This window comes from Bradyrhizobium sp. WD16 (assembly GCF_024181725.1).
Taxonomy (GTDB): Bacteria; Pseudomonadota; Alphaproteobacteria; order Rhizobiales; family Xanthobacteraceae; genus Bradyrhizobium_A.
Map to the genome: position 1 here is coordinate 3,718,132 of NZ_CP028908.1, position 24,363 is coordinate 3,742,494.

The 24,363-nt window shown below is 62.7% G+C and carries 20 protein-coding genes; 11 read left to right on the forward strand and 9 right to left on the reverse strand.

Features of this window, described 5'->3' with window-relative positions:
• Nucleotides 1-81: 81 nt before the first annotated feature.
• The 4 genes from rfaD to DB459_RS17230 are packed head-to-tail and all read left to right on the forward strand — an operon-like array spanning nt 82 to nt 5,805.
• Entirely contained in the window at nt 82-1,062 is a 981-nt protein-coding gene (gene rfaD / locus DB459_RS17215; RefSeq protein ID WP_253706490.1) for an ADP-glyceromanno-heptose 6-epimerase, read from the forward strand.
• A 20-nt stretch (nt 1,063-1,082) separates the two neighbouring features.
• A complete protein-coding gene (rfaE1, locus tag DB459_RS17220) occupies nt 1,083-2,552 on the forward strand; it encodes a D-glycero-beta-D-manno-heptose-7-phosphate kinase (protein ID WP_253706491.1) in 1,470 nt (489 codons plus the stop codon).
• Nucleotides 2,549-3,886, forward strand: a complete 1,338-nt coding sequence (locus tag DB459_RS17225) for an O-antigen ligase (protein WP_253706492.1) — start codon at nt 2,549-2,551, stop codon at nt 3,884-3,886. The genes rfaE1 and DB459_RS17225 overlap by 4 nt, the downstream gene beginning before the upstream one ends.
• Nucleotides 3,883-5,805: an SDR family NAD(P)-dependent oxidoreductase gene (locus DB459_RS17230; RefSeq protein ID WP_253706493.1), complete on the forward strand. Its 1,923-nt coding sequence runs from the start codon at nt 3,883-3,885 to the stop codon at nt 5,803-5,805. Before DB459_RS17225 ends, DB459_RS17230 begins: the two co-directional genes overlap by 4 nt.
• Before the next feature lie 21 nt (nt 5,806-5,826).
• On the opposite strand, the gene DB459_RS17235 is transcribed toward DB459_RS17230, so the two are convergent.
• Both DB459_RS17235 and DB459_RS17240 read right to left on the reverse strand, forming a co-directional pair.
• Nucleotides 5,827-6,846, reverse strand: a complete 1,020-nt coding sequence (locus DB459_RS17235; protein WP_253706494.1) for a glycosyltransferase family 4 protein — start codon at nt 6,844-6,846, stop codon at nt 5,827-5,829.
• Nucleotides 6,847-6,896: 50 nt separating this feature from the next.
• Entirely contained in the window at nt 6,897-8,048 is a 1,152-nt protein-coding gene (locus DB459_RS17240; protein WP_253713609.1) for a glycosyltransferase family 4 protein, read from the reverse strand.
• 292 nt (nt 8,049-8,340) lie between these two features.
• On the opposite strand from DB459_RS17240, the gene gmd reads away from it, so the two are divergent.
• The 3 genes from gmd to DB459_RS17255 all read left to right on the forward strand — a co-directional run bounded on the left by gmd (nt 8,341) and on the right by DB459_RS17255 (nt 12,143).
• Nucleotides 8,341-9,432 (forward strand): GDP-mannose 4,6-dehydratase, encoded by a 1,092-nt coding sequence (gene gmd, locus DB459_RS17245; RefSeq protein WP_253706495.1) that lies wholly within the window; start codon nt 8,341-8,343, stop codon nt 9,430-9,432.
• 130 nt (nt 9,433-9,562) lie between these two features.
• Entirely contained in the window at nt 9,563-11,104 is a 1,542-nt protein-coding gene (locus DB459_RS17250) for an MBOAT family protein (RefSeq protein ID WP_253706496.1), read from the forward strand.
• A complete protein-coding gene (locus tag DB459_RS17255) occupies nt 11,079-12,143 on the forward strand; it encodes a hypothetical protein (protein ID WP_253706497.1) in 1,065 nt (354 codons plus the stop codon). Before DB459_RS17250 ends, DB459_RS17255 begins: the two co-directional genes overlap by 26 nt.
• A gap of 32 nt (nt 12,144-12,175) precedes the next feature.
• Here DB459_RS17255 and DB459_RS17260 read toward each other — a convergent pair whose 3' ends face one another.
• The 4 genes from DB459_RS17260 to DB459_RS17275 form a co-directional block, all read right to left on the reverse strand.
• Nucleotides 12,176-12,856, reverse strand: coding sequence for a bifunctional 2-polyprenyl-6-hydroxyphenol methylase/3-demethylubiquinol 3-O-methyltransferase UbiG (locus DB459_RS17260; RefSeq protein WP_253706498.1), 681 nt, complete (start codon nt 12,854-12,856; stop codon nt 12,176-12,178).
• 40 nt (nt 12,857-12,896) lie between these two features.
• A complete protein-coding gene (locus tag DB459_RS17265; protein ID WP_253706499.1) occupies nt 12,897-14,162 on the reverse strand; it encodes a class I SAM-dependent methyltransferase in 1,266 nt (421 codons plus the stop codon).
• Between the two features lie 18 nt (nt 14,163-14,180).
• The gene (locus tag DB459_RS17270) at nt 14,181-15,071 is read right to left on the reverse strand and encodes a sugar nucleotide-binding protein (RefSeq protein ID WP_253706500.1); all 891 of its coding nucleotides are present in this window, start codon (nt 15,069-15,071) and stop codon (nt 14,181-14,183) included.
• Nucleotides 15,072-15,432: 361 nt separating this feature from the next.
• A complete protein-coding gene (locus DB459_RS17275; protein WP_253706501.1) occupies nt 15,433-17,400 on the reverse strand; it encodes a hypothetical protein in 1,968 nt (655 codons plus the stop codon).
• A gap of 342 nt (nt 17,401-17,742) precedes the next feature.
• Here DB459_RS17275 and DB459_RS17280 point away from each other — a divergent pair, with 342 nt between their 5' ends.
• From DB459_RS17280 to DB459_RS17295, 4 genes are all read left to right on the forward strand, one after another.
• The gene (locus tag DB459_RS17280; RefSeq protein WP_253706502.1) at nt 17,743-18,267 is read left to right on the forward strand and encodes a WbuC family cupin fold metalloprotein; all 525 of its coding nucleotides are present in this window, start codon (nt 17,743-17,745) and stop codon (nt 18,265-18,267) included.
• Between the two features lie 76 nt (nt 18,268-18,343).
• Nucleotides 18,344-19,549, forward strand: coding sequence for a methyltransferase domain-containing protein (locus DB459_RS17285; RefSeq protein WP_253706503.1), 1,206 nt, complete (start codon nt 18,344-18,346; stop codon nt 19,547-19,549).
• Between the two features lie 71 nt (nt 19,550-19,620).
• Nucleotides 19,621-20,469 carry an ABC transporter permease gene (locus DB459_RS17290; RefSeq protein ID WP_253706504.1) on the forward strand — a complete coding sequence of 283 codons (849 nt, stop codon included), beginning with the start codon at nt 19,621-19,623 and terminating at the stop codon, nt 20,467-20,469.
• Between the two features lie 11 nt (nt 20,470-20,480).
• Complete coding sequence (locus tag DB459_RS17295; protein WP_253706505.1) at nt 20,481-21,575, forward strand: ABC transporter ATP-binding protein; 1,095 nt, start codon at nt 20,481-20,483, stop codon at nt 21,573-21,575.
• A gap of 10 nt (nt 21,576-21,585) precedes the next feature.
• Here the strand turns inward: DB459_RS17295 and DB459_RS17300 are convergent, their stop codons facing one another.
• From DB459_RS17300 to DB459_RS17310, 3 genes are all read right to left on the reverse strand, one after another.
• Complete coding sequence (locus tag DB459_RS17300; RefSeq protein ID WP_253706506.1) at nt 21,586-22,413, reverse strand: hypothetical protein; 828 nt, start codon at nt 22,411-22,413, stop codon at nt 21,586-21,588.
• A 178-nt stretch (nt 22,414-22,591) separates the two neighbouring features.
• A complete protein-coding gene (locus tag DB459_RS17305; protein ID WP_253706507.1) occupies nt 22,592-23,632 on the reverse strand; it encodes a glycosyltransferase family 2 protein in 1,041 nt (346 codons plus the stop codon).
• A 48-nt stretch (nt 23,633-23,680) separates the two neighbouring features.
• Nucleotides 23,681-24,343 (reverse strand): class I SAM-dependent methyltransferase, encoded by a 663-nt coding sequence (locus DB459_RS17310; protein WP_253706508.1) that lies wholly within the window; start codon nt 24,341-24,343, stop codon nt 23,681-23,683.
• Between the last annotated feature and the right edge of the window lie 20 nt (nt 24,344-24,363).

Sequence of the window (24,363 nt, forward strand, 5' to 3'; positions counted from 1 at the left end):
AGTGGTGGCTAAGCCTTTCGAGAGTTGCCACCCACCCTTGGCTTTGGCAAAGGAAGCTGGGGCGCATTCTTCAAGGACATCATGCTGCTGGTCACCGGCGGAGCCGGCTTCATCGGGTCGAATATCGTCGCTGCGCTCAACGATGCCGGCCGCGCCGACGTCGCGGTCTGCGACGTGCTGGGCACGGAAGGCAAATGGCGCAACCTCGCCAAGCGCCAGCTCGCCGATGTCGTCCCGCCGGGCGAATTGATGCACTGGCTCGCCGGCCGGCGCCTCGAGGCCGTGGTCCATATGGGCGCCATCTCCGAGACCACCGCCACCGACGGCGATCTCGTGGTCGAGACCAATTTCCGCCTGTCGCTGCGGCTGCTCGACTGGTGCACCGCCAACGCCACGCCGTTCATCTATGCCTCTTCGGCGTCGACCTATGGCGACGGCGCCGAAGGTTTCCAGGACGAGGCCAGCGTCGCGGCGCTCAAGCGGTTGCGGCCGATGAATCTCTACGGCTGGAGCAAGAACCTGTTCGACCTCGCGCTGCTGGGGCGCCTCGAGAGCGGCGAAAAGCTGCCGCCGCAATGGGCCGGGCTCAAGTTCTTCAACGTGTTCGGGCCCAACGAATATCACAAGGGCACGATGGCGAGCGTGCTGGCGCGGCGCTTCGACGAGATCCGCTCGGGGCGCACCGTCGAGCTGTTCAAGTCGCACCGCGAGGGCATCGCCGATGGCGACCAGCGCCGGGATTTCATCTATGTCGACGATGTGGTGCGGGTGGTGCTGTGGCTGTTGTCGCGCGGCGCCGTCAGCGGCTTGTTCAATGTCGGCACCGGCAAGGCGCGCAGCTTTCGCGACCTGATGCTGGCGGCCTATGGCGCGCTCGGCCGCTCCCCCAACATCGCCTATATCGACATGCCGGAACAAATTCGCGGCAGCTATCAGTATTTCACCGAAGCGCGTGTCGACCGGCTGCTCGCCGCCGGCTACAACGGCGGCTTCACGCCGCTGGAAGAGGCGGTGTCGGCCTATGTCACGGGATTCCTCGACCGGCCCGACCGTTACCGTTGACGGCAACAGGAACGCTATCGATGTTCGACTTTGACGCGCTGACGCGCGCGATGGTCCAAACGACCGTGCTGTGCATCGGCGACCTGATGCTCGACGAATTCGTCTATGGCGAGGTGTCCCGGATCTCGCCCGAGGCGCCGACCCCGGTGATTGCCGTTCAACGCAGCGAAACCGGCATCGGCGGCGCCGGCAATGTCGCCCGCAACGTCGCCGGTCTCGGCGCCCGCTGCATCTTCGTCAGCATGGTCGGCGCCGACGAGGCCGGGGCGACGCTGACGGCGCGCCTCGCCGCCGTGCCCGGCATCGAGCCGGCGATCATCACCGATTCCGTGCGGCCGACCACGCGCAAGGTGCGCTATGTGTCGGATCATTTCTCGACCCACATGCTGCGTGCGGATTGGGAGCGCGCGGCTCCGGCCAACGAGTCGATCGAGCGCCAACTGATCGCCGCCGCCCTCGAGGCGCTGCCGCGCTCGGACATCGTGCTGCTGTCCGACTACGCCAAGGGCGTGCTCACCGCGCGCGTCATCCGCGACGTCATCGACGCCGCGCGCGCTGCAGGCAAGCGCGTCATCGTCGATCCCAAGAGCGCCAACTTCGCCATCTATCGCGGCGCCACCCTGCTGACGCCCAATCGCAAGGAATTCGCCGAGGCGAGCCGCACCAGGGCGGCGAGCGAGGCCGACATCGCCGCGGCGGCGCATGAACTGATGCTGCTTGCCGATTGCGAGGCGATGGTGGTGACGCAGGGCGAAGGAGGGATGACGCTGGTGCCGCGCGAGGGCTCGGCGCTGCATGTCCCGGCCCAGCCGGTGCGGGTGCGCGACGTCTCCGGTGCCGGCGATACCGTCGCGGCGGTGCTCGCGGTCGCCCTGGCGGCCGGCGCGGACTGGGATGCCGCGCTGCGGCTCGCCACCGCCGGCGCCGCGGTCGCGGTCGGCAAGACGGGCACGGCCACGGTGACGCTGGACGAACTGCGCCGCCGGGTGCTGCCCCACGCCTCGCTTGCCGCCGAGGAGAAGATTGCCGCGGGCGCTGAACTCGACGCCATGCTGGCCGAATGGCGGCGCGCCGGCCTGCGCATCGGATTCACCAACGGCTGTTTCGACATCCTGCATCCCGGCCATGTCCGCCTGCTCACCGAGGCCCGCGCCACCTGCGATCGCCTCGTCGTCGGGCTCAACACCGACGCCTCGGTGCGGCGGCTCAAAGGCGAGGGTCGGCCGGTGCAGCACGAGCGCGCCCGCGCCGAGGTGCTGGCCGCCCTCGAAGCTGTCGACCTCGTGGTGCTGTTCGCCGAGGACACCCCGATCGAGCTGATCCGCAAGGTCCGTCCTTCGGTGCTGGTCAAGGGCGGCGACTATAGCCGCGAGCAGGTGGTCGGCCATGACGTCGTCGAGGCCGACGGCGGCCGTGTCGTGCTGGTCGACGTGCTGGCAGGCCACAGCACCACTTCGCTCGTTGAGCGCGCCCGCGAGGGCGGGGCATGAACGGCGGCATGCCGGCCGCGGCCACCATCCCCGGAGCTTCGTCGTGGTGGCGGCGCTGGCGTGAGCCGGCGGTGCAGATGCGCAGCGTGGACGTTCTTGCTGCGGCGGTTGCGGCCTCTTTGCCCTGGTCGACCTCGGCGACGGGGATCCTGATGGCGCTGTGGTTCATCGCCCTCGTGCCGACGCTGCGCTGGCACGAGCTGAAGGCGACGCTGCTGCGTCCCGCCTCGCTGCTGCCGCTCGCCTTCGCGGCGCTTTCCATTGTCGGCATCTTGTGGGCGGATGCGAACTGGGCGGCGCGGCTGCACGGCACCAATCCGCTCGCCAAGCTGATCGCGATCCCGTTCCTGATCTACCATTTCCAGCGATCGAGCCGCGGCCACTGGGTCTTCATCGCCTTCCTCGCCGCCTGCGGCGCGCTGCTCGCGCTGTCGTTCGCGGTCGCGGTGGTGCCTTTTACGCCGGTCTCCAAGCTCAATACCGGCGTGCCGGTGAAGAACTATATCGACCAGAGCCAGGAATTCGCGCTGTGCCTGTTCGTGCTGGCGCTGCCGCTGCTGCGCCTCCTCCAGGCGCGGCGCTGGGCGCTCGCCGCCGCCTGCGCCGCACTGATGCTGGCATTTTTCGCCAACATGATGTTCGTGGTATCGGCCCGCACCGCCCTGGTCTATATGCCGGTGATGCTCGGCCTGTTCGCGTTCCTGCACCTGTCGCGCCGCGCCATGGCGCTGGTGCTGGTGTCGGCCGCCGCGGTGGCCGTGGCGGTGTGGTTCTCCTCGCCTTATCTGCGCCAGCGCGTCGACAACATCGCCGCCGAGTATCACGACTATCAGACCAATGCAGTGAGCTCGACCGCCCAGCGCCTCGAATACTGGCGCAAGTCGCTCAAATTCATCGCCGCCTCGCCCCTGATCGGCAACGGCACCGGGGCAACCCGCGAGCTGTTCGAGCGCGATGCGGCCGGCCAGACCGGGCTGCTCGCCGAGGTGATCGCCAATCCCCACAACCAGACTCTCAACGTCGCGGTGCAGTGGGGGCTGATCGGCGTCGTCCTGCTCTATGCCATGTGGATCAGCCATCTGGTGCTGTTTCGGCGTGGCGGCACCGATCTTGCCGCCTGGACCGGTCTCCTGGTCGTCGTGCAGAACATGGTGAGCTCGCTGCTCAATTCGCATCTGTTCGATTTTCACGAAGGCTGGATGTATGTTCTGGGCGTCGGCGTCGCCGGCGGCATGGTGCTGCGCCGGGCGGGACGAGCGACGGCGCACGCGGCCGGCGCCAGGCAGGGCGGGGACGATTTGGTGTTCGGCGAACTGGCAGACAATCGGCGATGATACGACGACTCTACGGCTTGACCTGGCGGAACTGGCTGATTGCCGCGCATGATGCGCTGGCGACCGCCGCTGCTTTGCTCGTGACCGTCGTTCTGCGCTTCGAGGGACCGGATCTGACCGGTCGGTTGCCGCTGCTGCTGTGGATTCTACCCTATTTCGTGCTGTTCAGCTTCGTGACCTGCTACCTCTTCCAGCTCACCACGACGAAATGGCGGTTCATTTCCTTCCCGGATCTGCTCAACATCGTCAAGGCCGCGATGGTGTTGGCGCTGGTGTTGCTGGTGCTGGACTACATTTTCCTTGCGCCGAACGTCTACGGCACGTTCTTTCTCGGCAAGATCACCATCGTCCTCTACTGGTTCATCGAGATCTTCTTTCTCTCCGGGGCGCGGCTCGCCTATCGCTATTTCCGCTACACCCGCACACGCAACCAGGCGCGGGTGATCGATGCCGCGCCGGCGCTCCTGATCGGCCGGGCGGCCGATGCCGAAGTCCTGCTGCGCGCCATCGAGAACGGCGCCGTCAAGCGGCTGTGGCCAGTCGGCATACTGTCACCGTCGCCGTCCGACCGCGGCCAATCGATCCGCGGCATTCCGGTGCTCGGGGCGGTCGATGATCTGGCCGACGTGGTCGCCGATTTCAGCCGCCGTGAGAAGCCGATCGACCGCGTCGTGATGCTGCCCTCGGCCTTCGACCAGCAGGTCCAGCCGGAATCGGTCCTGATGCGCTCGCGCAAGCTCGGCCTGACGGTGAGCCGGCTGCCGTCGCTGGAGGAGAGCCGCGACGTGCCGCAGCTCGCCCCGGTGGCGGTCGAGGACCTGCTGCTGCGGCCAAGCGTCAAGATCGACTACAGCCGGCTCGAAGCGCTGGTGCGCGGCAAGTCGGTCGCGGTGACCGGCGGCGGCGGCTCCATCGGCTCGGAGATCTGCGAGCGCATGGTCGCCTTCGGCGCCGCGCGGCTTCTGATCATCGAGCATGCCGAGCCGGCGCTGCACGCGGTGGTCGAGCAGCTGGGGCTGCGCGGCGCCGCGACCGTGATCGAAGGCCGCATCGCCGATATCCGAGACCGCGACCGCATCATGCGCCTTCTGGCCGAATTCCGGCCGAACATGGTGTTCCACGCCGCGGCGCTGAAGCACGTGCCGATCCTCGAGCGCGACTGGGGCGAGGGGGTCAAGACCAACATCTTCGGCTCGGTCAATGTCGCCGATGCCGCGGTCGCCTGCGGCGCCGATGCCATGGTGATGATCTCGACCGACAAGGCGATCGAGCCGGTGTCGATGCTGGGACTGACCAAGCGCTTCGCCGAGATGTATTGCCAGGCGGTCGATCGCCAGCTCGCGACCAAGGGCAACGGCAAGCCGCCGATGCGCCTGATCTCGGTGCGCTTCGGCAATGTGCTTGCCTCCAACGGCTCGGTGGTGCCGAAGTTCAAGGCGCAGATCGAGGCGGGCGGTCCGGTCACCGTCACCCATCCCGACATGGTGCGCTACTTCATGACCATCCGCGAAGCCTGCGACCTCGTGGTGACGGCGGCGACCCATGCCCTGCAGCCGCAGCGGCCCGACGTCTCGGTCTACGTCCTCAACATGGGTCAGCCGGTCAGGATCGTCGATCTCGCCGAGCGCATGATCCGTCTATCGGGACTGCAGCCCGGCTACGACATCGATGTCGTGTTCACCGGCATCCGGCCCGGCGAGCGGCTCAATGAGATCCTGTTCGCCCATCAGGAGCCGACCGCCGATATCGGCATCGCCGGCATCGTGGCGGCGCAGCCCAACGAGCCGCCGCTGGCCACCTTGCGCAGCTGGCTCGAAGCGCTGCAGCGCGCGGTCGCCACCGAAGACCGCGGCGTCATCGAGGGCGTTCTCAAGGATGCGGTGCCTGAGTTCGGGATTTCCGGTCAGGCTGATCGCTGACCAGGCCGGGCGGCGGTCAGGTCAGGCTGGCTTGCGGCCAAAGCGCCGCAGCACCGTCGCCACCGCGACCGTGCCGACTGCAAGCAGAACGATATCGGCGGCAACGGTTGACAGCGCGACCGATAGTCCCGCGAGCGTCGCGAGCGCGAGATTGAGCGCGAACACGGTCCCGACCACCTCGCGCACCGTGAAGCCGTGGTCGGTGGCGCGCTGATAGAAGTGGGTGCGGTGGGCGACCCAGACTTTCTCGCCCCGCCTCAGCCTCGACAGCAGCGTCAGCGTCGCGTCGGCGAGATAGTAGAGCGGCAGCAGCAGCGCGGCCGCGAGATGACCGGCTCCGGCGAGCAGCACCAGGGCCCAGCCCACCAGCAGGCCGATGGGCAGGCTGCCGACATCCCCCATGAACAGCCGCGCCACCGGGGCGTTGAAGGGGGCGAATCCGACCAGCGCGCCGGCGAGGCCAAGCGTCACCGGCGCGATGGCCGCGGGCGCGGTTCCGATCAGGGCGAACACCGACAGCGTTGCCGTGAGCGGCAGCATTTCGGCTACCGTCATCCAGTCGAGCCCGTCCATGAAATTGGTCAGGTTGACGAACCAGACCAGGGCGAAGAATGCGAGGCCGCGCTCCAGAACGAGTGGCAGCGGCGGCAGGATGCGAAACTCCGCCGGCAGGACGACCAGAACCAAGGCTACCGCGACGGCCTGCAGGGCAAAGCGCGGCAGCACCGGGATCGGCCGCAAGTCGTCCAGGGTGCCGATGGCGGCAAGCAGCAGCGCTGCCCCGACAACGGCAACGGGGACGGTCGGCCCCCCGAGCAGCGGCGAAAGAACAGCAGCGCCGAGGCAAGCCGCGATGATCGCGATGCCGCCGCCCTGGGGGGTCGGCACCTTGTGCGAGGAGCGGGCGTTGGGGCGCGCCAGCGCGTAGCGCCGCAGCAGCGGGAACAGCGCCAGGATCAGGACGGCGCAAGCAAGCGCCGCGGCAACCGCCAGCGCGGCAGCCGCGAGCGGCATCGCCTGAAGCTGATCCGTCGCCACCATGGCGGGCTGTTTAGGGGAAGGACAGCAGCCTGACAACGCTGCCCGGCAATTCAGAGCAGCGATCGATAGAGCTGGACCGTCGCCGCGCCGACCGCGCGCGCGGACATCCTGGTTTCGACCAGTTCGCGGGCCGCGGCGCCATAGCGGGCGCGCAGTTCAGGTGAAGCGGCGAGGCGCGCGATCGCCTCGGCGAGCCGCAGCGGATCTTCGACGGGCACCAGCAGCCCGGTGCGCTCGTGCAACACCACCTCGCGGCAGCCCGGCGCGTCGGTCGCCACCATCGGCCGGCCGAAAGCGGCGGCTTCGAGCAGGCTCTTGGGCAGGCCCTCGCGATGGGAGGGCAGGGCGGCGATGTGGGAGCGCCGCCAGAGCGGGGCGATATCGTCGAGATGGCCGAGCCAGGTGATGCCATCCTCGCGGCCCCAGGCCTCGGCTTCGGCCTGGCTGACCGAGGCGGGGTTGGCGGGGTCCGGCTCTCCGGCGATCAGCAAGCGGATGTCGAGGCCGCGCTGGCGCAACAGGCGGTGGGCCGCGACCAGGGCGCGGATGCCCTTGTCGGTGAGGAGGCGGCCGGCGAAGCCCACCGTGACGGGCCCGTCGGGCTCCGGCAGGGGGCGCAGCGCGTCGGTGTCGACGCCGGAGCCAGGGATCAGAACCAGCCGCTCGGGACGGACCCCGAGCCGCTCCAGCGCGGTCCAATCATCCGGGTTCTGGACCAGGGTCCGGCTGTCGGGGCGATTGAGCAGAAAGCGCAGCAGCGCCGACAGCAGGCGGCGCATGGTGCCCGCGCGGCGGGGGTCGCCGGTGAAGGCATAGCCGAGGCCGGTCAGGGCATTGACCTGGGGCAGACCGCGGCCGAGCGCGGCGAGACCGCCGAAGATGCAGGCCTGCAGCCCGGAATGGTGCGCCATCGCCGGGCTGATTTGCCTCTCGACCCGCCGCAGCGCCCGGATCGTGGCTTGCGCGGCAACTGGAGACAGGCCGCCGCGATGGAACGGAATGGGATGAAGCGTGAAGCCCAAGGCCCGGATCGCCTCGCCGTCCTCTCCCACCCGCGTCGCCACATGGACCTCGAAACCCGCCGCCCGCGCCGCCCGCGCCATCGGGAGCCGATGAGACAAAAATGCCCAGTCCTCGGACACGACGAAGAGGAGGCGCGGGGCGATGCGGGATTTGACGGCCGCGGTTCTTGGCACGGTGATTCCGACTCGGGAATGGCTGCCGGCGGGCAGGCGCGGCGTGGAGGATTGCTGCGGCCGGTTTTAGGACGCTTCGATGCGAGGTGCCAGATCTCGGTCAAGCCTGGAGGGGCCCCCTGCGCCCCACATCCGAACGGCAAAATCAAGCGATTTGCTCCAAAAATCAGCCCGTTGCAGGGGCTGGACGCGGGCCGGGGATGATCGTAACAGAGCGTCTGTCGACTGCGGGAAAAGCGACTAAGGTCGCCTGATTTCCGCATTAATTTAAGCTCCAGCCGTTCGGGTTCGCTGCCAAATGTCCAAGAAAACCGCGCTCATCACCGGCATCACCGGCCAGGACGGCTCTTATCTGGCCGAGTTCCTGCTGGGCAGGGGCTATGCGGTCCATGGTGTCAAGCGCCGGACCTCGCTGTTCAACACCGATCGGATCGATCACCTCTATCACGACCTGCATGAGCAGGGATCGGATCTCACCCTCCATCATGGTGACCTGACGGATTCGTCCGGGCTGCTGCGCATCGTCCAGCAGGTTCAGCCCGACGAGATCTACAATCTCGCCGCCCAGAGCCATGTTGCCGTGTCTTTCGAGGAGCCGGAATACACCGCCAATTCCGATGCGCTCGGCACGCTCCGCCTGCTCGAGGCCATTCGCATTCTCAAGCTGGAGAAGAAGACCCGTTTTTATCAGGCTTCGACATCGGAGCTCTATGGCCTCGTCCAGGAGACGCCGCAGAAGGAGACGACGCCGTTCTATCCGCGCTCGCCCTATGGCGTGGCCAAGCTCTACGCCTACTGGATCACGGTGAATTATCGCGAGGCTTACGGCCTCTACGCCTGCAACGGCATCCTGTTCAATCACGAATCCCCGGTGCGCGGCGAAACCTTCGTCACCCGCAAGATCACGCGGGCGCTGGCGCGCATCAAGCTCGGCCTGCAGGAGCGCCTCTTTCTCGGCAACCTCGATGCCTTGCGGGACTGGGGCCATGCCCGCGATTATGTCGAGATGCAGTGGCTGATGCTGCAGCAGGACAGGCCGGAGGACTATGTCATCGCCACCGGCGAGCAGCACTCGGTGCGCGAATTCGTCGAGATCGCGGCGCGCGAGGTCGGCATCACCATCCGCTGGGACGGCAAGGGCGTCGAGGAGAAGGGCTTCGATGCCGGGACGGGCAAGTGCCTCGTTGAGGTCGATCCGCGCTATTTCCGGCCGGCCGAGGTCGAGACCCTGCTGGGGGATGCTTCCAAAGCCAAACGCAATCTCGGCTGGACACCGAAGACCAGCTTCGCCGAATTGGTCCGGGAGATGATGCAGGAAGACCTGAAGACGGCCCAGCGCGACGAACTGGTGAAGCGGCACGGGTTCAAGCATTTCAATTATCACGAATAGGACGTCCGGGCAGCAGACCTGCAGCGGGCGCCCCTCTTCTTGATTGGTTGTTGACCGCAACATCTCTCGGAGAGGTTGCGCGCTCCCTGCATTCCGAATACTGTTTCTGCCAATTATTCGGGCGGGAGCAATGCAGTTCAACAGCTTTGCGTTTGTCTTCGTCTTCTTACCGCTCGTTCTTGCGGGCTATTTGATCCTTCGCCGCACGCGATTCGCGAACCTTTTTATGCTGCTGGCGAGCCTCTACTTTTACGGGGTAAGCGCGTGGTGGTATCTGATCCCGTTTTTTGTCACTGCGCTGTTGGACTTCTTTGTCGGCCAGAAGATTGAAGGCAGCAACGACCCCCGCCTTCGGAAACGTATGCTGGTCGTCAGTGTCGTTGCCAATCTGGGTCTGCTTTCAGTCTTCAAATACACCAGTTGGCTGACCACGGATCTCGCGCAGCTATTGGCTCTGCTCGGGGTTACGATGACCCCGATTTCTCTCGCATTGCCGCCGGCGATCTCGTTCTACACCTTCCAATCGATGAGCTACACGATCGACATCTACAGGCGTGAGTTCAAACCGTACCGTAGCGTCGTCGATTATCTGTCTTTCGTTTCCTTCTTTCCTCACCTCGTCGCCGGGCCAATCATGCGCGCCCGCGATCTGCTGCCCCAGCTTGCGCGCATAAGACCTCTACCGAGCGCTGCCGTCGTGAGTGGTGCTCTCTTCATGATCCTGTTCGGTCTCTTTCAGAAGACCGTCCTCGCGGATAATTTCGGTGGTCTGGTCGAGACGATCCAGCGCATGATGCCGACGAGGGAAGCCGTTCTGCCGCCGGGGGTAGGACTGATCTTTGCCTATGCCTTCGCTTTCCAGATCTATTGCGATTTTGCCGCGTACTCGACGATCGCCAGAGGCGTGGCGCGACTGTTCGGCGTGGATTTGATGCGTAATTTTGCCACGCCGTATTTTTCGACCAATCCATCGGAATTCTGGACCCGCTGGCACATCTCGCTCTCCACGTGGCTTCGCGACTACCTCTACATTCCATTGGGCGGCAACCAGCACGGCCGGCTGATGACAATGCGCAACCTGATGATCACGATGCTGCTTGGCGGATTGTGGCATGGGGCCGGAGCGTTCTTCATCCTCTGGGGATTTTACCATGGCGTCCTCCTGGTGCTCTATCGGCTCCTTCCGATCGACGAGGTATTGATCCGCGCCTTCGGGCGTGCCGGCAAGGTGCTGTCGATCGTTCTCTTCTTTCACCTTGTTTGCCTTGGATGGATCTTCTTTCGTGCCACTCCGGAGCAATTCTGGCCGATAATGAATTCGATCGTCGCGCTTCCGGCCGCGATTGGCGATGTTTGGAGCAAGTTCGCGCAGTATTGGGCACCCGTGTTGCACGGTGACGCACTGGCGAGGATACCCTCACTGCTGAAGGGCACGATCTCGGGATTCGTATCGCTGAACTGGACCTTCAGCGTCTACGCTTGGGGACTTGCAGTATTTGCGATTCCAGTCTGTCTGACCGATTATCTCGGATGGCGGCGCGGCGTCGAATTTCCAGACCTGTTCGAGCGATGGGCCTGGCCGGTGGCCGGAGCCGTCATCGTCCTGCTGCTCTATGGCATCATCTTCTTCGCGCGGAGACAGGCCAATGAGTTTATTTATTTCGCATTTTAGATCCTGGATCTTCGCCGCGGCCCTGTTCGTGGTGCTCGAGGCAACGGTTTGGCTCGTCGCGCACCCGAATTGGTTTGATCGGACGAATTTTCTCGAATTCTCGTTTGCCCACGACGAGACGCCGCAACGGCTGTTCGTCCTCGAAAAGATCAAGGCATTCGCCAGCTCGAGCCCGACAATCGTGCAGTCGGGAGACAGTTCGGGCTTCTACGGAATCGACCCGCGGATCGTCACTGCTCATCTTCCCGCCGGCCAGTCGTTCATCAACATGAGCTGCTGTGCCAACTTGGGTTTTCGCGGTTACTACAACCTCCTCGATCTGATGGCGAGCCAAAATGGGTCCGTGCGCTATCTCATCCTTCACTTCACGCCGTATACAATGCCGAGACCCGAGATGTGGGAATCAGATGGCGCTGCGTTGTGGGGGGTACCCGACGTCAAGGTCTTCGGGGACGCGGTGTATCAGGACTTCATGAGCCCTTGGCGCGCCCTGCTGCATGTGCCGTCGCTGGCATTTCGTCGCCAGGTGACCGATCGGATCTATTATCTCAATGGCACGTTCAATCGCTTGGATCGACCGCTACTGAACAACGAGAACTACCTCGAGTTCCTTCGCATCTTCCGGGATACGAAAGGGTGGATGCCGGAAACCGACGTCAGGCAGGTGCTTCCCGCCACCGAGTGCGAAGTATCGACGCCGACCTTCTTCGATGTGCGGACCATGGCGTCCAAGACATATCTCGAAGATGTGCTGGAGTCCTATGCCCGGCTAGCGAAGCGCCACGATGCGACCTTGGTCGTGGTGTTTCAACCGGTTGCGTGCACGCTCGGGACAGGCCGGGGAAGCGACACCGCCCGCAAGGTAGTCGCCCGGTTCACGCAAAATCATCCCGACGTCGAAGTTCCGTTTCCTCTTATCGAGACGTGGCCGGCCGATATGTTCTCTGTGCCTGCGCACGTTCGGCACGAATACACCGACAGGCTGGGCAACCGTCTTGGCGAGGCTATGGCGGAGATCGTCAGGCGTCGCGGATCGTAGCGGGTGGACGTCGTCGCTCATGATTGGAGCAGCTAAACTCTCCGCCCGGCTCCAATCGCAATCACGTAATTGGCCATCTTGTGGAAGCCGGTGTGGACGACTTCGTCATTCATGCTGAACATGAATACGTTGTGGAAATAATCCTGCATCAGGCTCTTCAGCTCGGGAGCCGACTTGCAGTTGATGTGCCCGATCTTCGATTGCGACGACGCATAGGGCTGGCTCTCGAGCGAGGGCATGCCGATGATTGCAGCGCCTTGTGGATTGAGGGTCGCAAAGGCATTGCTCAGGAAGAGGCGTTCCTTGGTAGGCTCGACGTGCTCCAGGACATCGAGAGAATAGACAGCGTCGAATTCACCCGGAACCGGACCGTCCAGCATGTCGTGGACTTGGGCGTCAAATGGCCATCGCGGGACCATGCGCTGCTTGGCATCGTCGATGAAGACCGGATCGAAGTCGACTGCGGTGACCTTGCCGACTTCAGCCTGCACAATGCGGGTTCCGAAGGCGTCGCCACAACCAATTTCGAGCACGCGGTCGCGTCCAGCAAGCATCTTGGCGACGAATTTGTACCGGGACAGCCGAAAGACGAGATGCTTCGGATCCTGATGCCAGCTCTCGCTGCCACGCAAGCCGAGCGTCTCGTAGCCACGTTCGGCGGCTGCCTGGATCATGATCTGATATTGGGTTTCTTTGGTTTGCTTGTCGTCCACGGCCTGGACTTCCTCTTATCGTCTGAAAGGGAGAAGGACGTCAGATTTTGATATCGCCATCTTTGCCGACCACGCGGGTCTCCGGGCAGAGGACGACGAAACGTCCCCCCTTTGCCAGGTAATCCTGATTGGATTCTATGATCTTTTTCGAGTGAACCCAGGCAAGTATGACGGTGTAGTCAGGCATGCGTGACATGAGTTCGGACGTCGGCAGGACCAGGGTGCCGTCGCCGGATGCGAATTTGCCGACCTTCTGGGGGTGGTCATCAACGATGAAGTCGATGCTGCCGGAGAGGCCGAGCTGAATGATCAGGGTCGGCCCACTGCGCGCCGCGCCATAGCCGGCGACGGTTGCACCCTCGGCTTTCCATTTGGCAACGAGTTCCGAAGTGCGCTCCCGCAGCAGCTTCACCTTGGTGTCGAATGCGCGCAACGTATCGAGCTTATCCAGGCGGCGTTCCGCTTCGAGCGCCAGCAGCTGCCTGACGGAGTTCTCGACGGGCCTTTGAGCTCCCTTGAGCTGCACCGTGCCGATCAGTGAGCCATGCTGGATGGGGGCGCGTTCGGCAGCGATCAGCTCAAGCCCATGGCTATCGAGAAACCGGACGAGCGGCTTGACCGAGTGGTGACTTAGATGCTCGTGAAACAACGTCGCAATCAGAAGACCATCGACAATGTCGAGGAGATATTGAGCCTCGAAGAAGAACAGCCCGCCAGGTGCGAGCATGATACGGACACAGTCGGCCATCTCGCCGAGATCGTCCGCATGTGCGAACACATTGAATGCGCAGATGATGTGGGCGGGCCCGTGTTCTTCGCGGATCTGTCGGGCGAGGTCGCGGGTCATCAGTGAAGTGATCGTCGGGATGCCAGCATCGTTGGCGCGCTGCGCGGCGTCGACGGCGGGATCGACGCCAAGAACGCGATAGCCGGCTTCCTTGAAAGGCTTAAGCAGCGAGCCGTCATTGCTGCCGATATCGATAACCAGGCCGCCGGCAGGCGGCTTGGCTGTCAGGATCGCCTTGTCTGCGACTTGGCGAAAGTGCTCGGGCATGCCTTTGGCGCTGCCCGAATAATAGGTGTAGGAATCCCAAAGGATTTTGGCGTCGATCACGTCGAGTTGTTGCACGTGACCGCAGTCGGCGCACATATAGACGTCCACTGGAAATCGCGGCGCGTTGGCTGCCTGTGTCCGATCGAGCGAGTAATTCTCGGAAAGCGGGATCGGGGCGAGTTCAACTACACGCTCGACGTTCCGCGAGTTGCATAGCCGGCAGGTCTGGCGCCTGGTGACAGTGACGGTCATCGCATGCATCCTTGAGTTTCACGCTTCAGTATCCGCGAACAGGTCCTCGACCAGGGTATCGAGAGATTGCGGCTTGATCCCGGAAAGGCGGGTCGTCCGCTCCATTCCAAGGCCGCTGAAGCGTGGCTTGAACGGAATATGGATTCCCTTTTCGATCGCTGTCGTCGGCTTGATCAGCCCGGGGGATATGCCGAGCCGGGATGCCAGCCTGCGGGCGAACTCGACGTAGGTGACATTCTCGGCGCCCGACAGATGGAGATTGCCGGCGATCCGCTGCTCGCCGATCGAGGCCAGGGCTTCGCCGACGAACTTGACCGAAATCGGCGCAAAGATGAGGTCTGCAAATGGCTCCACCGGACTGCCACGCTTCCATGCGGCGAGCCAGGACGGCAGAGGCGAGACACTCGCATTCATAATCTTCGTCAGGCGTACGATGTTGATACGGTCGGCCGCATGCAGTCGGGCTGCGGCATCCCGGACGACCTCCTCGCTGTCGGATTTTTGCTGTGCATAGGGGATACCGGGACTGTGGGGGTCGTCTTCCTGCGGCCAAGGCCTCTCGCCGCCGAATACGGAGTTGGTGGAAATATAGGTCACAAACAGCCCTTGATCCAGCAAAGATGCAACAGTCCGGGGTATCAACTCTACATTGATGACCCTGGCGAGCGGATCTGTCGCACATCGCTCGTAATTGGTTGCAGCGGCAATCAGGAAGGCGTAGCCGACATCCCGAGGGACGCGAAACGGCGTGCTGCTCTCGAAATCGAGAAGAACCCGGGTTGGGCTTACGGTATCGGCGCGCCTGGTGGTTGCCAAGGTCCGATGCCCGCGCTGCTCCAGCGCCCGGACGACGCCGCCGCCGACCAGGCTGTCGCCTCCCACCACCAGAAAAGCATTCTTTCTCTGCATCATCATGTTCCTAGTGTGGCGTCTCGCAATTGCCTACCGCCTTTGCGGCCAGTCTCTCGTAGGCAATTGCGAGACATAAGCCACACTAGCGCTTTGATTTTGCTAGTGTCCTTTATGTCTCCGAATGACCGTGCGAGGGTGAGGCAAATGAAGCGGTAATTCGGAGACAGGACACTAGTGTCCCGTTTCCAACGTTCGTATCCCATTGCAGCAGGCGCTCATACGAACGTTGGAAACAAGGGGACACTAGCATCATTATGATTCTAGTGTGGTTTTGGATCTGACGCGCGTTTGAAGAACTCGCTCCAATACTGAAACGAGCGTCAGATCCACCACACTAGGCCATGGAGGTGCAGCGAGATCATCGCCCTGGCTCTGCCGAAGGACGGTCCCTCGAGAGGGATAACAGCACGCTCGTGCAGTAGTCAGGGCAGAAGGATGAGGCCTTTCTGGCGGTCAAATTGTGAAGGGCCGTAAGGGCGGCGATAATGACCCATAGGGAGGCACCCAGGACGATGTTCGGAAGCCGCCGTAAGGCCGGCGGCCAGAGCTGCGGGTACAGCTTTCGTTCGAGTATGCGCAGGCGCCGTTTCCACTTGCCGCCGGCGAAAAGCGCCTCGAGCCGATAGCCGATCCAGTCGGAAGGGAGAATAATGTCGGCATATTGGGCGAGCTCGAAAGAGAAATTGCTGCCGTCGAGCTCGGCGTCTCTATGCTCGATGAAAACCGAGATCGTGCTCTGCGGATGTGCATGCCGCTCGGCGAGTGCCAGCACTTTCCGGAGCGACAGAACCTCCGCCCTGCGGATATGGATCAGAATATGATCGTAGGTATCTGCTGCCAATGATGAGCCGTCGAACTCGGGGTCGAGTAGCTGGACGATGGGCGGCGTGCGGCTGCCCAGCGGGGCCGAGAAGCGAAGCACTTCCATCGGCAGATGCTTCGGCAGCGATGCGCTCAGCGGGCTGAATTCATCGCAAAGCAGCAGCAGGCGCGATGGGGCGGCCGATCTGGATTTGACCCAATCCAACAGCAGGCGCGAATCGAGCCAAAGATGGTGCCAGACGGGGACGTCCGGAATGACGCCGATAGATCGTTTCACACCGCCGATGAGGCTGCTGTACCAGCGAAAAGGATCCCTGCGGCGCCGGGGTGACGTTTGAACGCGTTGTGGAGGCTCCTGCGGTGGAATAGCAGACTCGCCTGCAGCCTGGTTGTCGGCCGGCGCAATTTCGGGCGGCAGTATTGGTGTTTCGCCCCGAAATTTCAGTAGTATCCAGGCTTGGACGCCGGACACCCAGTAATAGTGGTCGACATGGTCCTTGGCCGGTGTCTCCAGGTTCGATTGGAGCTCTTGCATAAAGGAACGTGCCTGCGCCTGGAGGGCGGGGAGTTGAGGGGGGCACTCGCCCGTGCGGAATACAATGTCGGCCTCGGCGAATTTCCGATGCTCCTTTGTCGTCCACTGCGAAAGTTCGGCGCTGATCTCGGCGACGTCCGTTCTGCCGCAGCGGAGAAACTGCCGCTCCTGACTTGCGGGCTGAAGCTCCAGCATGAAGAATTCGTCTGAATCGTCGATGATGCTGAAGGCGCCTGAAGGGACGAGCTCGGGCACAAAACCGTAATCGCAGTAGGAGTTCACTGGTCCCATCGGAACTTCTGGCCTGATTGCCAGCATGAAAATCAGATAGTGCCTCGCCAAAAGCGTGCTGTCGTCGACCTGCCAGTAGATCTGGTTGTGAGTCGAGCAGCTGACGAACTCCTGGGTGACTGTCTTGCCGATGACCGTCGGATGGAGATTGTCGAAGGCCAGTTGCACCATTGCCCGCGGGGGCATCGCCAGAACCTGACCCCGGTCGGTCAAGGCCTCGCCGAGGGCGGGCATGGTGGTCTCGGCGGACGCACGCAAGGATGGGGCCATCACGCAGGGATGCCCCTGGCGCAGCTTGGCGATCAATGTGCGTAGCGAGCCGTCGGCAAGCACGAAATCCGAATTCATGAAGACGAAGTGTGTGTTCGTCTGGTCGGTGCCGCTGTCCATGATCCCGCGCGCATAGGCCAGCGTGAGGGTGACGCCATAGTTGCCGGTCGCGATCAAATCGTCGATGAAGATGAAGCGGACCGAGCAGAGAGATTTCAGTCTTGCCATGATGGGCAAAGCGTTGAAATGAGCGTCGCCACCTGCCGAGGTCAGGATGACAACCTCGAGATCGGTTTCAGCCGCGACGAAGGGAAGATTGCCCGGGGCCAGGTACGAGGGCAGAGAAATGCGGGCGAATTCATCGATGTACCGAGCCCCCCAGATCGCCGTCAGAAATTTGACCTTCATCGTTCCCCAAGTGCCCTCATGATCGTGACCTCGATCCGCTGATAGCATCGTCCACGAGCTGCAGCGTCCCCTGATTTTGAACATAAGACGAACGGCGTGTCAGCGGTAGCTCAATATTTTCCCTTGCAATTCATCGTGGCGGAAAGGGGCGGAGCCGGTCTGGCGGGATGACGGGACTACTACCTAGCATTGCGCGGTAAAGTCAGATATTTGGGGTCTTGAGCGCCCAGTTTGCCGCCGGCTGATCGATCCGTGGCGGGGCGCCAGGCGTTCTTGGAGGCTGGGGATCCAAGTGTCTTCTGTATTGGGACGGCAGATCTCATGAGAAGTCCTTATGGACGATTGAGGGATGTCTCGCCGGAGGTTCTTTATTCGGACGGCGGATTTTTCGCCGTCGATTCGGCCGTTGTGTCGTTGCTGAAGGGCCGGGCCGAGGCGTCTCCGAGGCGCCGCTGCCGCCTTTGCTTCCATGCCGATCCTGCGGACCTTCAGCAGGAGATGCTGATCGTGATGCATCGTTCCGCTTACGTCCGTCCGCACCGACATCACCAAAACGCCGAAACCCTGACCATCGTCGAAGGTCAGTGCGACGCTCTCCTCTTCGATGGCGCCGGAGGTGTGACGGCGGCATTTCCGATGTCGCCTGCGGCGGCAGGCGGATGCTTCTTTTACCGGATGCCGCCAGGACGGTTTCATAGCCTGAGCTTTCGATCCGAATGGCTGGTCTTCCTGGAAACCACCATCGGTCCATTCGATCCGAACCAGAGTGAGGCGGCGGAGTGGGCGCCTCCGGAATCCGATCCCGAGACCGGGCGCGCCTATCTGTCGAAGTTCGTCGCGCTACATGCGGGACGTCGTGTCGACTGAGCTTTGATCGGGTGTTAGAGAAACATCGCTCGGGCCGTCCGCATGAATGGCCGGTGGAGCGGAGGAGGTGATTTGGATGGCTTGCCTCGTTTGTAACGCACGCGCCGTCGATCAGGCGCTGGATCTGGGAAGTCATCCGGTCTCGTCGTTCTTCCTGCAGAGCCGGGATGCCGCCGAGCACCATGTTCACCTGTCGCTCGGCCAGTGCTCGGCTTGCGGCACCATCCAGCTGATGAAGCCGGTGCCCCAGGAGGCGCTCGTTCCACCCTATGACTGGCTGTTCGCCCGTGAGCCGGAGGAGCATCTGGACGAAGTGGTCGACCGGATACTGGCGATTCCCGGTGTCACCACGGAGAGCGTGATCGGGGCGCTGACGTCAAAGGACGACACGACGGTCGAACGCTTTCGGAAGAAGGGCTTCACCCGCACCTGGCGGGTCACTCTCGACGGAGATCTCGGCGCGTCGGATCCGGTCTGTGGAATCGAGACGGTGCAGAAACTGACGACGCCGGATCGCATGGCTGCGATCGCGGCCCGGAAGGGAGCGGCCGACGTCCTGATCGTGCGCCACATCCTCGAACACGCCGAGAATCTGCATGATTTTGTCGGAGGCATTGCCGCTTTGGTCAAGCCGGGCGGCATCGTGATGGTCGAGGTGCCTGATTCCACAAACAGCCTGAAGCTCTGCGATTATTGCATGCCGTGGGAGGAACATTCCCTGTACTTCACGCCGGAGACGTTCGAGCCGGTTCTCTCGATGGGCGGCTTCGAGCCGATCCGGATCGACGTCTATCCGTTACCGTTCGAGAATTCGATGGTCCAGTTGGCGCGGAAGACCGGCGCTCCGGGCCGGCCGCGGATCAATTCCGCTGCACTGGGCCAGCTGGACCTGCTGCGCCGGTATGCCGGGAATTTCGAGCCCAGCCGCCGCACATTGCGGGACAAGCTGGCTCGGATTCGCGCGGAGCAAGGGCCGATTGCACTTTTTGGTGCGGGCCATCTGGCGTGCGCCTTCGCGAACTTTTTGCAAGTGGCTGACCTGATTGATTTCGTCGCCGATGACACGCCTCAAAAGATCGGGAAGTACCTGCCTGGTGCGAGGTTGCCGATCCTGCCGTCTGCCGCATTGGTCGAGCGAAGGGTCGCGCTTTGCCTGCTAGGGCTTTCGGTCGGCAGCGAAGACAAGGTCATCGAACGCAATCTGCCGTTCGTGAACGGTGGCGGAACGTTTCGATCCATTCTCCGGGCAAGCCGAAGGTCGGTGTTCTCGGAGCAGGCGTGAGTTCGTCCTGCGCAAGCGAATCCCGGAAATGGTTCGATTGGGGCCAGGCTGAGCTGAACAAAGGATGACTGATGACCATCGGGTTGTCTCCTGAGCGTGGCGCGCAGGTCGTGGTGTTTCCTGCCTCGGGAAATCCATTCTCAGTGGCTCTGCGCGATCTCTCCGAGGCAATAAGGCTTGCGCCGATCTGGTTGCACTCGGGCTGGATCGACGTCGTCTGGCGCTTCCGCCGGACGCGCATCGGGCCATTCTGGCATACGCTCAGCCTTGCAGCTTTCGTCCTTGTGATGGGCACCATATGGAGCATCATCCTGCGGCAGGATCCCATCCATTATTTCCGATACGTCACCGTCAGCATGATGGTTTGGGGTCTGATCTCTTCTTTCATCACCGAGGGAACCGGCGTCCTGATAGCGGGGCAGAGTACAGCCTTGTCGATGCACTACCCCTACGCCGCCTTTGCATTTGCTCATGTGTGGCGCTCGTTGCTTCTGTTTGGCCATCATCTGGTTTTCTACATCTTCGTCATGGCTGGCACCCTATTCTCGCCAGGCTGGCCGGTTGTCCTGGCCTTGCCCGCGCTCTTGCTCCTAGCCCTGAATGGGGTCTGGATGTCCTTGCTCGCGGGTGTCCTTTGCCTGCGATGGCGAGATCTGGTGCCGGCGACTTCCAGCGCCATGCAGATCGCCATGTTTGTCACGCCTATCTTTTGGTCGAAAGAGATGCTTGGACCCAAGTTCGCGTTCGCGGCGAATTACAATCCTCTGTATCACCTCGTGCTCATCATACGGGATCCACTACTGGGCAATCTTCCGCCGCATGAGAGCTGGATCTGGTCGGCTGCGACGTTTGTCGTAGGGTCGATGATCACCCTCCTGGTTTATGGCCGCTGCCGCGACCGGCTGCCGTATTGGTACTAGGGAGGATTTCGATGGTCGGCCTCAGGGTGGATGGTGCGTGGGTCGAGTTTCCGGTCCCGAGGGGCAGGCGTGGGGCTGCGCACGGGCACGTCGGCGGCCAGATCGACGTGGAGCGCGGCGTCGTAACCGCGCTGGGTGACGTATCTTTGGAATTGCGCGAGGGCGACCGGCTTGGTCTGATGGGCCACAACGGCGCCGGGAAGACGACAATGCTGCGTCTCCTCGCCGGTGCCTATCCGCCGACCCGGGGCCGCATTACCATCATTGGCCGGGTCTCGACGCTGTTCAACACCACGCCGGGTCTGAATTTTGACGGCACAGGTCGGGAGAACCTGGTCAGCTGTGCGCTTCACCTCGGGCTGAGCAGGCGACAGATCAAGGCTAAACTCGACGAAATTATCGACTTCGCCGAACTCGGTGAATACATCGACATGCCGGTGCGCATCTATTCTGCTGGAATGATGACCAGGCTCGGGTTCTCGATAGCCACCGCGGTTGAACCCGAGATCCTTCTGCTCGACGAGGGGCTGGCGACGGGAGACGCTCAGTTCGCCCGCAAGGCCGAACGAAGAATGAAGGATCTGATGTCGCGGGCGTCGATTCTCGTCATAGCCTCGCATTCCGAGACGATGCTGGCGAATCTATGTAATCGCTGCCTGTTGTTAGAGCACGGGCGGATCATTGCGGATGGCCGGCCTGATACGTTGATCGACAATTACAGACGGTCGGTCGTTCAGCTGGCGCGCGAGAGCGATCCTGAAGGGTTGCATCGGGCTTATGTCCTAGCTACGGACATGGCTCGGCTTGGCGAGATGCCGCCGTTGGATCTTGAAGAGCAAGGCTTGCGTTACGCCCTTCAAATCAATCCAGACGATCAGATGATGTGGCAGCGCTATGTTCAGGTCATATCGGCGCAAGGCAGGCAGGTGGACCAGGCGACCGAAATCAGGATGATATTGGCTTGTCTCGCGGTCGATTCATCTCGCGCTGATCTTATCCATCGTCTTCGGGCCTTGCACAGGAGCGGTCTCGATGAGATGCCGTCGGATCTCGGGGAGCGAGTGAATGCCGTCCTCGCCCATATCGAAAGTGCTCGGGCAGGCTGACGCCGCGCCGCTATCGCCTGGATCCGTATCTGCGTAGCAGGCGGGTGGCGAGACCGCCGACACTCGTGCTCGTCTCGACGGTTCCCATGAACGGAATGTCGACCTTCTTGCGATAGATCAGCGAGATGCTGATGGTGGGGATCGGGGTGCGATCGATCCGCGTCTCGCGCTCGGCCATTCCGATCAAATCAAGCCGCTTGCTCACTGCCGGGAAAATGGATTGATACTGCCTTGCCGAGGCAAAGGCGTTTTCGTTCGATAATGCCCCATCGTACCACATGTCGACGATCTCGTAGTGATTGTAGCCAGCGAGGTCAAAGAAAAACCGGCTCGTATAGCAGAAGTAGCCGTGATCGACGTACCCGATGCTCGGGACGATATGCATGATCAATCCATTCGTCTTCGCCGCCGCGTGGACCGCGGCGAACACGTTCATCTGATTCAGGATGTGCTCGCTCGTGCCGCAGTTGATCACCGAGTCGTACTTCTTGGCCATCTTTCGGGGGAGCGCCATCGAGTTCAGGTCCACGATGGTCGTCTTGTAGCCGGCTGCGATGTCGATGGCATCGTAGCCCATTCCGGCGGCTTCCAGCAGTTCGCCCACGAAGGCGCCGTTGATCGCCTGACCGCTGGTGTCCTTTCCTGATTTTGCAGCCAACCGCTCCGCCCAGGCAGCAAGATCTGCCCTGGGTCGGTGATTGTGTCTTCGGACGAATTCCTCGATTTCAGCCGCCGTTGCGTCGTACAAATTCGAGCTGCCGAAATCGAGGACGTTGCGATTGGCGCCCAAGATGCCGAATTCCTCCATGAGCTTGATGCTGGCCATGTTGATACCCATGGATGTCCTCCCCTGGCCTGGCGGCTTGAGTGCGAGATAACAAATCAAGAATTGGACGAAAAATGATGCGCCGCGAGCGCCGATGGTGAGGCGACCCACGTCGAGGCGATTGAGCAGAACAGGCGACTTTCCACGCTGGAGCTATGCCATCAACCTTGCGTTTTGTCGCTCCTCGTCGTCAGCCTTTGCTCCTCGCAAGATTTATTCTGTTGTGCCGGAAATGGCGCGTTTGAACAAGTCCCGTCAGTGATGTCGGCTGCTCCTGCAGCGTCAGCCACGCCATGGCAGAAAATCGCCCAGCCGCACCGCCGACCCGGGTCGCAAGCTTGAGGATCGTCCGTCCGATGGGCCCCCGCGCAAGCCGGTCCAGGGTGGCGCCGTTCATCGGCGTTTCCTTGGCGGCGAGCCGGGCCACCGCGAAGCGCCAGCGCCTTTCGAACAGCTCCGGATACCAGCGTGGGAACGACGGATCGGCGTGCATGCGATCTGCGGCCACTTGAAGCGTTTCCAGGCTGCCCGCGAGATCGGCCGCCTGGGAGCGGGACAGTCCGGAGGCGCTCACTCGCCAGGTCAGGCCGACCCCGGGCGCAAAACAGAAGCCGTGCTGCAGGGCGAGCTGGCGAAACAGAAATCCGTCGGCGAAGGCTCGCAGGGCAGGATCGAGGCCGCCTGCGGCCAGGACCGCGTCGCGTCGTGCAACTGCCGTGCCGGACAACACCAGGTTGTCAATGCGGCGGAGGAGGCCGGCGGCTCCGTACGGGGAGAAGTACGCTTCCTCGAAGCTCGGAAGAACCGGAGGGCGATAGCCGGTTTCGCCGGTGTTCAGGTCGAGTGTCATCGCTTCGCAGCAGGCGAAGGCCGCCGCCGGATGGCGCTCCAACGCGCCCAGCATCGCCTCGAACAGACCCGGATGGGTAACATCGTCAGCGGCGCCGAAATTGACGTAATGGCCGCGCGCGGATCGCAGCCCGTGATTCAATGCGGCGATCGCGCCCTGGTTCTCCGGGAGGAAGATGACGCGCAGAGACGGCAGCTCACGCGAAAGACGCTGCAGTCTGTCGCGGCTGTCGTCGGTCGAAGCGTCATCGACAATGACGATTTCGTCGGGGGGGCGGTTCTGAGACGCGAATGCGCGAATGGCATTCCCGATCAACGCGCCGTGATTGTAGTTGGGCACGACGACGGACAGGCGGATCGGAGCGCTGGCCGACAACGTCATCGGCAGCACTCCGGGAAAAGGTGGGTCCGAGCCCGCACCGCGACAGCCTCACTCGAAAAAGATGAACTCGTGATCGCCGGTGTAACCGGCCTGGCGGAAGATGAACGCCCACTCCTCCGGCGTGTGGAAGGCGCGGCAGGTGAGCTGCCAATACATCAGATTGACCTTCTCGCGCTCGTTGCGATAGGCCTCGACGCAGATGTACTTGGCGCCGCGGCCGACACGTTCGATCTCGCGCAGGGCGGCGTCGAGTTCGTAATTGTAGAGATTGTGCAGCGTGTTGATGGAGATCACGAGATCGAAGTGCTTGTCCGGCCAGGGCAACGCTGTGGCGGAGCCGACACGGCAGAACGGCCTGACGTCTTCCATGGTGTGGGCAACTCCATAAGAGGAGACGTCGATGCCGGCGACCTCGATCCCGGGCACGCTTTCACGGAAATCGTGCAGCAGGAATCCCTTTCCGGAGCCGACGTCGAGCACGCGCATGCCTGGCTTGATGCCGTAAGCCGCGACCATGGCGTCGGCCACCTTTCGCCAGCGGCCGTCATACCTGTAGCCGCCGTAACCGGTCTCGCGGCTGCCGTCCCAGTAGTCGTAGTCCCACTTCATGGCGAGCTCCGCGACTTCGGCCTTGTCGCGCTGGGTGACACGGGCGAGGTAGTCGCGCTTGGTCGACTTGTGGACGAGACTGACGAATTCGCGGTAGGCCATCGGTAATCCTTTGGTTGGCG

Excerpts from the sequence above, each read along its gene's own strand:
- rfaD (WP_253706490.1), top strand. The coding sequence starts at position 82 with ATGCTGCTGGTCACCGGCGGAGCCGGCTTCATCGGGTCGAATATCGTC.
- rfaE1 (WP_253706491.1), top strand. The coding sequence starts at position 1,083 with ATGTTCGACTTTGACGCGCTGACGCGCGCGATGGTCCAAACGACCGTG.
- DB459_RS17225 (WP_253706492.1), top strand. The coding sequence starts at position 2,549 with ATGAACGGCGGCATGCCGGCCGCGGCCACCATCCCCGGAGCTTCGTCG.
- DB459_RS17230 (WP_253706493.1), top strand. The coding sequence starts at position 3,883 with ATGATACGACGACTCTACGGCTTGACCTGGCGGAACTGGCTGATTGCC.
- DB459_RS17235 (WP_253706494.1), bottom strand. The coding sequence starts at position 6,846 with ATGGTGGCGACGGATCAGCTTCAGGCGATGCCGCTCGCGGCTGCCGCG.
- gmd (WP_253706495.1), top strand. The coding sequence starts at position 8,341 with ATGTCCAAGAAAACCGCGCTCATCACCGGCATCACCGGCCAGGACGGC.
- DB459_RS17250 (WP_253706496.1), top strand. The coding sequence starts at position 9,563 with ATGCAGTTCAACAGCTTTGCGTTTGTCTTCGTCTTCTTACCGCTCGTT.
- DB459_RS17255 (WP_253706497.1), top strand. The coding sequence starts at position 11,079 with ATGAGTTTATTTATTTCGCATTTTAGATCCTGGATCTTCGCCGCGGCC.
- DB459_RS17265 (WP_253706499.1), bottom strand. The coding sequence starts at position 14,162 with ATGACCGTCACTGTCACCAGGCGCCAGACCTGCCGGCTATGCAACTCG.
- DB459_RS17270 (WP_253706500.1), bottom strand. The coding sequence starts at position 15,071 with ATGCAGAGAAAGAATGCTTTTCTGGTGGTGGGAGGCGACAGCCTGGTC.
- DB459_RS17275 (WP_253706501.1), bottom strand. The coding sequence starts at position 17,400 with ATGAAGGTCAAATTTCTGACGGCGATCTGGGGGGCTCGGTACATCGAT.
- DB459_RS17285 (WP_253706503.1), top strand. The coding sequence starts at position 18,344 with ATGGCTTGCCTCGTTTGTAACGCACGCGCCGTCGATCAGGCGCTGGAT.
- DB459_RS17290 (WP_253706504.1), top strand. The coding sequence starts at position 19,621 with ATGACCATCGGGTTGTCTCCTGAGCGTGGCGCGCAGGTCGTGGTGTTT.
- DB459_RS17295 (WP_253706505.1), top strand. The coding sequence starts at position 20,481 with ATGGTCGGCCTCAGGGTGGATGGTGCGTGGGTCGAGTTTCCGGTCCCG.
- DB459_RS17300 (WP_253706506.1), bottom strand. The coding sequence starts at position 22,413 with ATGGGTATCAACATGGCCAGCATCAAGCTCATGGAGGAATTCGGCATC.
- DB459_RS17305 (WP_253706507.1), bottom strand. The coding sequence starts at position 23,632 with ATGACGTTGTCGGCCAGCGCTCCGATCCGCCTGTCCGTCGTCGTGCCC.
- DB459_RS17310 (WP_253706508.1), bottom strand. The coding sequence starts at position 24,343 with ATGGCCTACCGCGAATTCGTCAGTCTCGTCCACAAGTCGACCAAGCGC.